This is a genomic window from Microcoleus sp. FACHB-68 (assembly GCF_014695715.1).
Taxonomy (GTDB): domain Bacteria; phylum Cyanobacteriota; class Cyanobacteriia; order Cyanobacteriales; family Oscillatoriaceae; genus FACHB-68.
Genome location: NZ_JACJOT010000003.1, coordinates 123,899 through 136,159, shown reverse-complemented (window position 1 = coordinate 136,159; position 12,261 = coordinate 123,899). Strand labels below are relative to the sequence as shown.

8 protein-coding genes are annotated in these 12,261 nt (G+C 45.4%); 4 read left to right on the top strand and 4 right to left on the bottom strand.

Features of this window, described 5'->3' with window-relative positions; genetic code table 11:
- Window positions 1–369: 369 nt before the first annotated feature.
- A complete protein-coding gene (locus tag H6F73_RS03020; RefSeq protein ID WP_190757341.1) occupies window positions 370–2,580 on the bottom strand; it encodes a GAF domain-containing protein in 2,211 nt (736 codons plus the stop codon).
- A 514-nt stretch (window positions 2,581–3,094) separates the two neighbouring features.
- Between H6F73_RS03020 and crtR the strand changes: the two genes are divergently transcribed.
- Entirely contained in the window at window positions 3,095–4,003 is a 909-nt protein-coding gene (crtR, locus tag H6F73_RS03015; protein WP_190757340.1) for a beta-carotene hydroxylase, read from the top strand.
- Window positions 4,004–4,576: 573 nt separating this feature from the next.
- Here crtR and acpP read toward each other — a convergent pair.
- Window positions 4,577–4,807, bottom strand: a complete 231-nt coding sequence (gene acpP, locus H6F73_RS26320) for an acyl carrier protein (RefSeq protein WP_190757489.1) — start codon at window positions 4,805–4,807, stop codon at window positions 4,577–4,579.
- A 1,439-nt stretch (window positions 4,808–6,246) separates the two neighbouring features.
- Between acpP and H6F73_RS03000 the strand changes: the two genes are divergently transcribed.
- Entirely contained in the window at window positions 6,247–8,847 is a 2,601-nt protein-coding gene (locus H6F73_RS03000; protein WP_190757339.1) for a dynamin family protein, read from the top strand.
- A gap of 367 nt (window positions 8,848–9,214) precedes the next feature.
- Here the strand turns inward: H6F73_RS03000 and aroH are convergent, their stop codons facing one another.
- Both aroH and sppA read right to left on the bottom strand, forming a co-directional pair.
- Entirely contained in the window at window positions 9,215–9,595 is a 381-nt protein-coding gene (gene aroH / locus H6F73_RS02995) for a chorismate mutase (protein ID WP_190757338.1), read from the bottom strand.
- 254 nt (window positions 9,596–9,849) lie between these two features.
- On the bottom strand, window positions 9,850–10,665 hold the full coding sequence (gene sppA / locus H6F73_RS02990) for a signal peptide peptidase SppA (RefSeq protein ID WP_190757337.1): 816 nt from the start codon (window positions 10,663–10,665) through the stop codon (window positions 9,850–9,852).
- Between the two features lie 340 nt (window positions 10,666–11,005).
- Between sppA and H6F73_RS02985 the strand changes: the two genes are divergently transcribed.
- Entirely contained in the window at window positions 11,006–11,143 is a 138-nt protein-coding gene (locus H6F73_RS02985; protein ID WP_190757336.1) for a hypothetical protein, read from the top strand.
- Window positions 11,144–11,148: 5 nt separating this feature from the next.
- A complete protein-coding gene (locus H6F73_RS02980) occupies window positions 11,149–12,240 on the top strand; it encodes a DMT family transporter (RefSeq protein ID WP_190757335.1) in 1,092 nt (363 codons plus the stop codon).
- Window positions 12,241–12,261: the final 21 nt, after the last annotated feature.

Here is a 12,261-nt window from a genome sequence, read left to right as displayed (position 1 = left end):
TCCTGATTAACTAAAAAATGTCGATGAGGGCAATTTCAACTGAGTTAAGTGATGAAGTTTTAAACGAGGATTTTCCTTAGCTAGGAAAATTTTTTAGCGAACTCAAATCTGATTCAAGAAAAAAGATGATTCGATGTCTTAATCTTGAATTTGAAAGCAAGTTCCTTAAGAGTAGAATCGATGATCTCACTGCTGCGTTCGGTTGTCAAGCCCTCATTACAAACTTTTACCAACAGGAAACTCTCCCGGAAACAGCGGGTGAATATTCACTAAAACAGACTGAAAATTATCTTTGCTCTAGTGATTGATGCTAGTTTTTATCTCAGGTAAATTTAAGCTTGGCAAGCAGTGCCGGCAACAGTTGCTTCCTCAAGCCGAAACCCCTGCCACAGATTTGAGTTCTGCCGGCACCTCACACTGTTTCAAAGCCGGCCCGACGGGGATATCAATTCTAAACTCAGTTCCCTGTCCCGGTTCTGACAGGCAAACAATCGCACCGCCGTGCTTATCCACCACAATTTGATAACTAATAGACAAACCCAATCCCGTACCTTTGCCCACCGGCTTTGTCGTGAAAAACGGGTCAAACAATCGCGATCTTACGCTTTCACTCATCCCCGGCCCATTATCCGCAATCCGCACCGTCACATAATTGGGGTGCGATATCTCTGTGTGAATCCAAATCGTCGGACTGGCTGATTCTGTGAGTTTGCCGGTTTTCCAATAACCACTCAGCACTGATTCTTCAAGCGCATCAATGGCATTGCTGAGGATATTCATAAATACCTGATTCATTTGGCCGGCATAACACTCGACTTGCGGCAACTGACCGTATTCCTTCACCACTTCAACACCCGGATATGCCCCATGAGCCTTGAGCCGGTTTTGCAAAATTAACAGCGTATTATCCAGCCCTTCATGCAAATCTACCCGCTTCATTTCCGCTTGGTCAAGTCGTGAAAAATTCCGCAGGGACAACACAATCTGGCGAATTCGATCAGCCCCCATTTTCATCGACGCCAGCAGTTTTGGTAAATCTTCATTCAAGAAATCAAGGTCAATCTCTTCTGTCATCTCCTCAATTTCAGACACTGGATGGGGATAATGCTTTTGGTAAAGCATCACCAGTTGTAACAACTCTTTGATGTAATTGTTCGCATAGTTAAGATTGCCGTAGATAAAATTTACGGGGTTGTTGATTTCGTGCGCCACTCCCGCCACCAACTGACCGAGACTTGACATTTTTTCTGTTTGAATTAATTGCGCCTGACTTTGCTGCAAATCATGAAGCAGTTGCCCTAATTGTTGGGCTTGAGCCGTTGCTGTGGCAGCCGCAGCGTGTGCTTGAGCGTAGAGATAAGCTTGATGAATAGAAATCGCCAATTGATCCGCCACTGCTTGCGCTAAGTCCCGATCATTTTTAGACCAATAGCGCGTGTGCGAACATTGATTGAGATACAAAATTGCGTGCAGTTGACCGTTTGCCTGCACCGGCACGACGAGAGAAGATTGAATTTTCGCCCGTTTATACTCAGCATTATTACTGCCGATGCGAGGATCTTGCGCCACATCCGAGATTGCTACCAGTTGCCGGTGTTCAATCACCCACTGACTAATTGGCCCATGCGTGTCAAATTCATGCACAGAGGGAGAAAACGGATCTCGGCAAACTTCAAACAGATGCCGGCGTCTAAAGGCGACTCCCTCCGCTGCTGCATCCACATCCTCTTCCGAAAGTGGGTAACTCAACTTCCCGTCTTCAAGATCCTCAACTAAATGCACCAAGCAGCGATCTGCCTTCAGCGCTTCCATTAGCTGGGCGATTGCCTCAGTTAAAATCGTTTCCAGATTTAAACTCTGACGGGTTTGGGTGGTAATTTGGTTAACCAACCGCTCACGCGCGGCTTGTTTTTGCGTTTGCTCATACAGTTGAGCTTGGCGAATCGCAATTTCTAGTTGTTGCGCCATTGACTGAAGAAACTCAATTTCCTCTGCACTCCACTGCCGGGGTTGTTCACATAAACAGGCAATAAAGCCGATCCAGCCGGATTGACTTTTCACCGGCACCAACAAATTAGCAACAGCGCCCAGCAATTGACACGACGTTTGCGGCTGGGAATTCTGCGATCCGCTTGCTGCCGGTGGTGTTTTGCGAAGCGGCAACCAAGACATTAATCGCGCCACTGCACTCACACCAGCCGGGTTGCTTTCTGGCCCATAATTAATAATTAAAGCCCCCTCAGCAATCGCCGTTGCCGCTGCCCCAAAGCTTTCTAGGGGATAGTATCCTAATTGAGACGGTTTTTGATTGCTGCCAAGCCGTTCGCACACCACTTGCACCCGCTGTGTATCGTTGTAATACCAAAGAAAACTACAGCGTTCCACTTGCAGTAAACTGCCCACTTCATTCACTGCGGTTTGCAATACCACTTTCAACTCCAGCGAGTTGCGGATGCGGTCTATAATTTTGCGTAACAGAGCGCTTTGCTGTTGCGGATCTCCAATTTGACTTGCCTGTGCTTGATTGGGGAAAGGAAAGACGGAGGATAACCGATTGAACCAAGAGTTAGTAATTGTCATGAGATAACTTCACTGAATAGCCTAAAATCCCTATTCTGCGTTGACGTGCCAGCCCAATCACTTGTGGGTTTTATCGTTGAAAATCCTACAGCTGGGCTTCAAATGGAACGGACACGTTTGATTTATTAACGATTGTTCTAAATAACTCTAGAAAAATTTAACTTTTTAAACGTGAAGGTTGTGGTATCAAAGAGATTTCTAAGCAAATTATCCGGGAATTCAACACACCCCGATTCTTGAATTTAGACAATATTTAAATTCATACAATATTTAGCAGTGCTAAAAATGTTCACTGCGAACTCAACTGCTAGGCTTAGGATACTGTAAAGGAGCCACCAGTAGTCTTTTCTTGCGCCGGCACCCTGTCAGAGCATCAATGTTTAAGCAGCCTGAGAATCTTTTAAGATTTCTTACTTAAGCGTGATTACCGAATGAGATTTCGTAATAAAACTTTATTTTTAGACATTTGTATCGTATACTACGCGTGAGTAAGTCACAAGGAGTTACAAAAAAAATGTCGCAGCACCGGCAGCCGCTGACAGTTCCGAAAGAATTCCTCGGCCCTCCGGGCGACTTGAATCCCACGCTACTGATGTTTGTGGCGTCAGTCGTAATGTTCTTCAGTTCCCACACCGGCTATTGGTTTTGGAACTGGCCGGGGTGGTGTTGCTTTTGTATTAATGTGCTTGCGGCACACATGGCCGGCACAGTGATTCACGATGCCTGTCATAACGTTGCCCACCGCAACCGCATCACCAACGCAGTTTTAGGGCATGGTAGCGCCTTGATTTTGGGTTTTTCCTTTCCGGTATTCACCCGCGTCCACCTACAGCATCACGCCCATGTGAATGACCCGAAAAACGACCCGGATCACTTTGTTTCCACCGGCGGCCCACTTTGGTTGATTGCTGCTCGTTTTTTCTATCACGAAATCTTCTTTTTCACAAGGCGTCTGTGGCAGAAAAATGAGCTGTTGGAATGGTTTTTGAGCCGGCTGGTGTTCTTCTCTGTGGTTTATTTCGCCTGCCAGCACGATTTATTTAGCTATTTTCTCACTTACTGGGGATTACCCACATTAGTTGTGGGAATCACACTCGGTTTATTTTTTGATTATCTGCCTCATCGGCCTTTTGAAGAACGCAGCCGGTGGAAAAATGCCAGAGTTTACCCCAACAAGGTTCTAAATGTCCTGATTATGGGGCAAAATTATCATTTAGTTCATCATTTATGGCCTTCGGTTCCTTGGTATTACTACGAGTCAGCTTACTGGGCGATGAAGCCTTTGTTAGATGAAAAAGGTTGCGCTCAAAGTTTGGGATTGCTGAAAGGAAAAGACTTTTTGGGTTTCCTTTATGATCTTTTCTTCGGAATTCGATTTCATCACTTTTTGCCGGCTCGAAAGGAAATGGAAAAGGTGCAATAACAAAAAATTGTCACTGGCTGGATCAGTCGTGAAAAGTACAGTTGTATCGCCCCCCTAGCCCCCCAATACTGGGGGAAGAGTGTAAATCGCTGTTTCGCCGCACTGCAATACTGGAGAGAACCGGCATTTAAAGTCCCCCAGTATTGGGGGATTTAGGGGGCAGATAAACCTCAGTCGAGAAAAGTACAGCTATTTCGCCCCCCTAGCCCCCCAATTCTGGGGGGAACAAGAGTCTAAATCGCTGTTTCGCCGCACTCCATTACTGGAGGGAACCGGCATTTAAAGTCCCCCAGCATTGGGGGATTTAGGGGGCAGATCAACCTCAAACGTAAGTAGAGAAGACTTGTGTGTACACCGTAGAATTCTGAGGGAAACCGGCATTTAAAGTCCCCCAGTATTGGGGGATTTAGGGGGCTTATTAGCCTCAAACGTAAGTAGAGAAGACTTGTGTGTACACCGTAGGATGCCGGCGCTAACTTTCTAAGAAGATTGCCCCTATCCATCTGAGGCGGGGTTATCGGGATCGAGAAATAGGCTGCCTAGGAATTTGAACTGGGTTACTGTCTTTGCTTTTTAATCAGCAACTTTTTTGTAAATGTAATCAACAGCCTGTTGAACTGTTGTTATGTTTTCCGAATCTTCAGCGGGAATTTCAATGTCGAATTCCTCCTCGATTGCGATCATTAGCTCTACTGCATCGAGAAAATCGGCTCCTAAATCATTGGCAAAATTAGCATTGATGGTGACTTCACTTGCATCAACTTCTAGCTGCTTGGCAACAATCGCTTTGACTTTTTCATAAATTTGCTGCTTAACCTTACCACTTGGGGAAGATTCAGCAAAAACGTTAGGAGTAGTGGTATCAGTTGTAGTTGCATCAGAATCTAATTCTGATTCGTCTTCCGATTCATCTCGGACTTTGAAATAGTAAAAAAGATTAGCAACAGCCAAATTAGACGCTTTTTCCAAGTTCGACGATACTAAACTTTTATGACCCGCTATTGGCCCTTGCTCAAGGATATAATCTTCATACTCTTGACGCTGCTGCGGATCGAGCATTAATTCCAGTTGAGTCCGAAGAGAATAAAAATGAGACTTAGGCCGCAAATTTTCATAAAATAACTGTTCATCCGGTATCGCTAAAGTTGTTGTGGCTGAATTTTTATCCCCAATAACAGCTAAGTCTGATTTACTAAAATCAGCACTCTGTAACTGCTTTAACTCACTTTGCGACAAAGATTTTATCCAGTCAATCTGATTTTGCCAAGTGTCTAATGTAGCTAAATCGTGATTGTGAATTCGCGTGATTTCAGGAAACAGAAAATCTAGTTCGTCGTCAGAGTCACAGCCAGCAATTACTGTTAAGCCATCTTGACGGATTTGTTGTTGAAGTTGAGAAAGCCGATCGCCCGCAGCACCAAATTCATTTTGTACCTGATACGTGCCGATAATACTTTGCTCGATCGCCCAACTGCACTCTAACCGCCGCAACTGTCCCGCTGCACAAGTTTCTTCTAATAAATGCGGATTTTTGTAATCAGCTAAAGCTTCAAACAGCATCCCCCGCGCAGCATCAATTTCAGCATTGCGGCGATTAATATCTTGCAGTTGCAAAGCTGAGCGCATTCGTTGAATTGCTTGATTAAATAACCCGTAAGCCCGCACTAAGACTAGGCGATGGTTCTGAAATTTTATATCTGCAACCACTTCAGAAATTAATTGTTTAATTTCCGCGCCTTGACCTTTCAAAAGTTGTTCTAAATTGATGAAACCATTTTCTACTTTAACTTCCAGCCTCTCTACTGCTTTTTTTAGTTTCAAAGTCTGGTGCAAATTCACCGCCGACAAAGCTACCCCAGCCGCAACTCCCACACCAATGACGGCTGTTGTCGCTTGCAGCACGCCCAAACTGGCTTGGACGGCTTGAAAGCCCATGTGGTTTTGGTACATCTGCAAGCCGCCCATTGCAAGCTGCACGGGAGACACTAACGGCGATAGCGGGCTGTTATTGACAACCGCGCCAACGGCATGGGCAGCAAACTGTCCCGTTGCTGCATCCCTCGCCATGCCGATCGGCACTCCAGCGGATGTAAACACTTGTGCGTACTTACCCGCCTCGATCGCAGCCTGTACCGCTGAGGGAAATACAAAGTTCATCATAAATTTTTACCCTGGTAGAAACCAACGCAATAACTGATCTATTATGATCCATTTAATAAAAGAAATATTATTAGGCGCTGCAAATGAATACTTCGTTAATTAGTCCCCAAACAATTGAGCTTGTTTCGCTGCTGACAGGGCAAAAACTACGAAAAGAGGATATTACTCCGCCTGTGCTTTTTCTGGGAGGGCTGGTGACGGTGTTGTTGGGAGTCATCTATGCCGACGGTACGGTTGACGCTGAGGAAATGCAGCGACTGCGGGCAACTTTGACGGAACTCATCCCCGCTAACAACAGTTTGCGCCAATTGGTAATGGCGATGGTTAAGGGCGTGCGAGATCAGCAAGTTTACAAGAAATTGACGGAGTTGCTGGCGCTGACATCGTGCTTTTCCGAGGAGGAAAAACTGCTGCTAATTAGTTTTGGGTATAAGATGTCAGCAGCAGATGGGACACTAGATAAACGCGAAAAAGAGTATTTGAAAATCATCGCCAACAGACTCGGCATCGATGCGCGATTTTTGGGTGTTTTGGAAGCGAGTTTTAGCAATCAAGCAATAAACGATACAGATGCTTTAGCAGAAGTCCACTCGTTACTCGATCCTGCCCAATTTCAATCTCTAGATTCTTTGCTTGTCCGTGCTGCAAGTCACATCATCGGACATTTACCAGCAAAACCGAAACAGCAAAAAAATCAAAAGCATTCAGTCTCGTCATATCAGGAGTTGAAAAAGTTTCAGGAGTATAGACAACAATTGGATGCAGTTTGTGGCAAACTTTATTTGACTCTTCTAGATGGAAGCGAGCGCAACGTGCTATCTCCTAATTTAACAGAAGAAGTAACAAAGATATCTCGTAAATTACAATCTCAGCGGTTTCGCGTTGCTGTTGTCGGCGAGTTTAGCAAAGGAAAATCTACTTTACTCAATGCTTTGCTGGGCGAAGAAATTCAACCAGTGCGGGATATTCCCTGTAGCGGTACGGTAACGGTTTTGAAATACGGGCCGCAGCAGCGAGTGATTTGCAAATACAAAGACGGAAGCGAAGAGGAGATTTCACCTGAGCAATATAAAGATAAAGCCTCGATTTCTGAGGAAGCAGCTTTAGGTTCTTTTGGAGATGAAATTGTCAATTCAGAAATCAAAGAAATCATTTTCGAGCATCCGAATCTCGAATTGTGCCGCAATGGTGTAGAAATTATTGATTCTCCCGGATTGAACGAACAAGCGGAACGCACGTTAGTTACGGAACAGGTTCTCAAAACAACTGATGCGGTGATTTTTTTGACTCATGCTCAAAATGCTTTGACAGAAAAAGAGCGAGAACTGCTGTTGTATTTGAAAAAAGAGTTGAATCCTGGGAAAAATGATGAAGGTGTGAAGAGTATTTTTGTTTTAGTTAATTTTGCCGATTTGCTGCGTCGGGAAGAAAGCCGCAAACAGGTAAAACAAAGGGTAGAAACGATTGTTAAGAGTCAAAATTTGATGGCTGGTGAAAACCGAATTCATTTTATTTCGGCTCAATCTGCACTTGAGGCGATTTTGGACGGAACGGAAAATGAGTATGTGAAATCTTTTCAGTATTTTACCAAATCTCTCGAACAGTTTTTGACAGTTGAACGGGGGGCGGTCGCGCTTGAGCAATCCGCAGCCGGAATTAAGCAAATTATTAATACTGGCTGCGATGAATTGAGTCAATATAGGGAAATGCTACAAGGAAAATTGACACTTTCTCAAGGAGATCAACAGAAAATATTTGAACTGATGGCGGAAGCAAGCGGACGCGATGTAAAAATTAGATTGTTAGCTGAGGAACTGATGGAGCAATCGGCAGACAAAGTTATTGAATCTTGGAATGAATGGTTGGAAGGGTTGGGAGAACGCCTGATGGCAAAAAGTCATCGCTGGACTTCTCAACACGGACACATCATGAGTCGAGACAAGTTGACTAAAGATTATGCAGATAAATTTGTACGAGACATCACCAAAGAAATTGATGACTGGGGCAATCAAAAAGTAGAGTCTATTTTAAAACAAAATATGGGAGTGCTAGACAGCCAAATCGGTGAAGATATTTATGCAATACGACAACAATTTCAACAGTTTGACCAGCAACTCAGCACTAGCCTTGTCGCTCAATTCAATAACTTAGCAACAGCAGGTAGCTTAGGCGGAATTGGCAGCAGTGGAAGCGGAATAGCTTCATCAATTGGCGAGATTGAGGATGGTGGATTTTTTGGGGGTTTAGGAATTGGTGCAGCAGTTGGTGCTGCGTTGCTATTTTTTACAGGACTTGGTTTTATAGGAGTTATTTTGGGTGGCTTAGCGGCTGGTGCTGGTGGCGGTTTGGGCTTGAGTTTTTTAGATGGCGATGCTGTTAAAGCTCAGATTAAGGAAAAAGTTTGTGAGTTAGGCTTTGAGAAATTTGGCGAATCGGCAGAGTCTATTTTTGAGAAGGTACAACAAAGAATTATTGCAGTATTTGCCGATCGCGCTGATGCGAATAGTGATGTGATGTCAAAAGCGATCTCGCTGTGGGAGAATTTATTAGAACAGCAGGAAAATCGCGATCGCCAAAATCAAGCAGAATGCGAGGCCGAAAAGGTTCGGCTGGCTGACAAACGTCGAGAACTTGAACAAGTACAGAATCAAATTGAAACAATCTTAAATCAAAGTGCCCGCTAATTCAATGGGTAATACGAAATCCGGTTATGTTCTACTACTAACAAATCAAGCCCAGTTCAACCAGAGTTAAACCAGTAAGAATTGGTAATATTTTTGATTTCCTGACTCATTGCTTGAAGAACAAAACATCTGGTCGCCAAAACATCTTCTAACTCATCTTGACTTTCAAAATGCTCGTTGCGTGCATCTCATTTTTGTCAATTTGGAGTGCCGGCATCTTGCCCGCGTGTTGTCAGATCAGGGAGCAAGATGCTCCCACTCCCATATTTTTGCAAAAATGAGATGCACCCCTGACGAAAAAAAAGGAAGAATTAAAAACTAAGAACAATCTCAATTTTTAATTCTTCTTAGCTGCCGGCTGCTAACACTAACTGGGTGCTAAACTCCAATCAGGTCTGAGATTTTTCGCCTGTCTTAAATAGGGATGGTGAATCTCGACTTGGGAGGCTGAGATATTGACATGGATGAGAAACCGGATGCAAAGTTCTAAGCCCCCCACCACGTGCATTTGCTGTACATCCAACAGAGGAACACAGTCCCATCCGGGGCGAGCACGGGCAATCGCTGCTGGAAAAATTACATCCAAATCACGGGTGGCTGAAAACGTGGCACTAATGATCTGTTCCGGATCTAACTGATTTCGCGCTTCCAGTTCATCTAACAGTTCTGTCACCGCTTCTCGAATCGCTTCAACCGTATTTTCCGAAACAGTTGTTGCCCCACGAATCGCTCGAACTCTCCACTCCACGCCAAAACTCTCCTATGTATATTTGTATTGATCAGCACCCCCACCGGCAATGAGAATTGAAAAGTGAAAGTTCAGAATTGAGAATCGCAAATTGGGGATTGCCGGCTAGAAAATTTTTCTTTTTTTCTACAGTGTCAATTCCCTATCGCAGAAAATCTCCAATCTAAGCGAAATCTTTAAACATTAAAAAATCGCTTTGACTCCATTCTTCACTTTTCACGTTTTTCGCTTCTCACTGACCGCTCAATCCTAAATTAAGGTCGATACATCCACAAGGGTAGACCGCTCGCAGACATCTCAAAATCCATCCACTCGATGCCGGCAGACAGACTGGATGTTACCTGACTTTCTCCCAAGATCCGGCTTAATAAGGGTTTACGTTCTTCCAGGGTGTAACACTGGGTTTTTTCAGGATCGAGTCCCACGAGTTCTGCTGCCCAGCGGCGAGCGTCCTCTTCTGTTCCTAGCCGGTCAACAACGCCCAGTTCTAAAGCTTGTTGTCCCGTAAAAATTCGACCATCGGCAAAGCTTTTGACCGTATCGACTGCCAAATTTCGCGCTTCAGCAACGGTTTGCACAAACTGTTGGTAACTGGTATCGATCAACTGTTGCAGAATATCTTTTTCTGGCTCAGTTAATTCTCGATCAAACGCCAAAATGTCTTTGTAAGGGCCAGACTTAATAACTTTGAAAGAAACCCCGACTTTTTCCAGCAGGCGTTCTAAATTATTGCCTCGCAGAATCACGCCGATGCTGCCGGTGATCGTCCCCGGATTCGCCACGATATGCTCAGCACCCATCCCGATATAGACACCTCCAGAGGCCGAAATATTGCCAAAACTGGCAACAATTTTGACTTTCTCTCGCAGCCGCTTTAAAGCGCTGTAGATTTCCTGGGAATCTCCCACCGTACCTCCCGGACTGTCAATTCGCAGCAGCAAGGCGGGGAATTTTTTTTCTTCAACAGTTTTGAGGGCTTCTAGCACTCGTTTGCGAGTGGCACCGGCAATCGCGCCGTTCACTTCAATTCGGGCAATTTGTTTGCGAAACTTGTTAAATGGCCAAATCATGGGCGGTCAAACAGCGGTTGTGAGTCAGTTAATATCAAGTGTTTTAAGTTTTGAGTTTTGAATGTATCACTCATCACTTTTGCGAACGGTGGCCAGATGGGAGCGGCTGAGTATAAATACTTCCAGGTTGCCCAATCGGTCGAAGAACTCTCAGGACTTGCCACAAGAGCGCACGCGATTAATTGCGTGCTTATTCTAGTTTGCCTGAATATTATCGAGTTGTCGGCATTCTGCTGAGCGGGCACGCGGTTAAATCGTCGATATCACAGCGTTAACACGATACTCTAAAGTCTAGACATCTTTAGTAGCATTTCTTAACATAATTATACGATTGGGTACAATGAGAGAAATCAACGTTCGACTTCGCAGTTCAGGCTTAGGGCGCTATTTGCCCTTGCAGGAAGCGAAAGATCGTATTGAAGACTTCCACAGCCGGCAGCTTTTGCAATCCTTTCCAAACGCCCTATTTTATCGCTAAACCCCATGTATCTAAGACTGAGTGAATCGAAACTGCCTCTGGCAACACTGCTGCTAATCGCACCGTTTTTCCTGTGGGGAACCGCAATGGTGGCGATGAAAGGCGTCATCCCGAACACAACGCCGCTATTCATGGCAGGAGTGCGTTTGCTACCGGCAGGCGTCTTAGTTCTGATCGCAGCCGCAATGATGGGTAGGCCGGCTTTAAAAGGCTGGGGGGCATGGTTGTGGGTGGCCTTTTTTGCCCTGGTAGATGGGGCAATGTTTCAAGGTTTTTTAGCCGAGGGATTGCTGAGAACCGGCGCAGGGTTGGGATCGGTGATGATTGACTCGCAACCCCTAGCCGTGGCTATTTTATCGTGGTGGCTATTTGGTGAGCGTATTGGCTTCTGGGGCTGGCTGGGGCTGGGGGTTGGCGTCGTGGGGATCGCGCTGATAGGCTTGCCCGATGAATGGATTTTGGGCCTGTTCCAACAGGGGATCGCATCGGTGCCGGTGGAAATTGAGAACTTATTTGAGAACGGGGAATGGCTGATGCTGCTGGCGGCGCTGTCAATGGCGGTGGGGACGGTAACGATTCGCTACGTGTGCCGGTATGCCGATGCCGTTGTCGCCACCGGCTGGCACATGATTTTAGGTGGAATCGCCTTGCTTACCCTTTCAGCCGGCACAGAATCCCAGCAGTGGGTGAATATTGATCTCTCAGGTTGGGCAGCTTTAGCCTATGCAACGATTTTTGGCAGTGCCCTGGCTTACGGCTTATTCTTTTACTTTGCCTCCACCGGCAGCCTCACCAGTTTGAGTGCCCTGACCTTTCTGACGCCGGTGTTTGCCCTATTATTTGGAAACTTATTCTTAGCGGAAGTTCTCAGTCCCCTGCAATCGATTGGGGTTTGCCTAACAATTGTGAGTATTTACTTAATCAATCAACGTGATACGATAGCCCAAAAGCTGAGACTAGGGCGTACAGTGGGTCAAACCATTGCCTCTGCGGAGGAAACTGCTGCTGAAAATCGACTCCTGCTACAATCGTCTGAGAGCAAATCGGTTGAGCTGCCGGTGACGATCCGCATCGCGGAATCCGAAACGGAGATTTAACCTCAGCCGATCTAATCTGAC

Excerpts from the sequence above, each read along its gene's own strand:
- H6F73_RS03020 (WP_190757341.1), bottom strand. The coding sequence starts at position 2,580 with ATGACAATTACTAACTCTTGGTTCAATCGGTTATCCTCCGTCTTTCCT.
- sppA (WP_190757337.1), bottom strand. The coding sequence starts at position 10,665 with ATGATTTGGCCATTTAACAAGTTTCGCAAACAAATTGCCCGAATTGAA.
- H6F73_RS02985 (WP_190757336.1), top strand. The coding sequence starts at position 11,006 with ATGAGAGAAATCAACGTTCGACTTCGCAGTTCAGGCTTAGGGCGCTAT.
- H6F73_RS02980 (WP_190757335.1), top strand. The coding sequence starts at position 11,149 with ATGTATCTAAGACTGAGTGAATCGAAACTGCCTCTGGCAACACTGCTG.
- H6F73_RS03000 (WP_190757339.1), top strand. The coding sequence starts at position 6,247 with ATGAATACTTCGTTAATTAGTCCCCAAACAATTGAGCTTGTTTCGCTG.
- crtR (WP_190757340.1), top strand. The coding sequence starts at position 3,095 with ATGTCGCAGCACCGGCAGCCGCTGACAGTTCCGAAAGAATTCCTCGGC.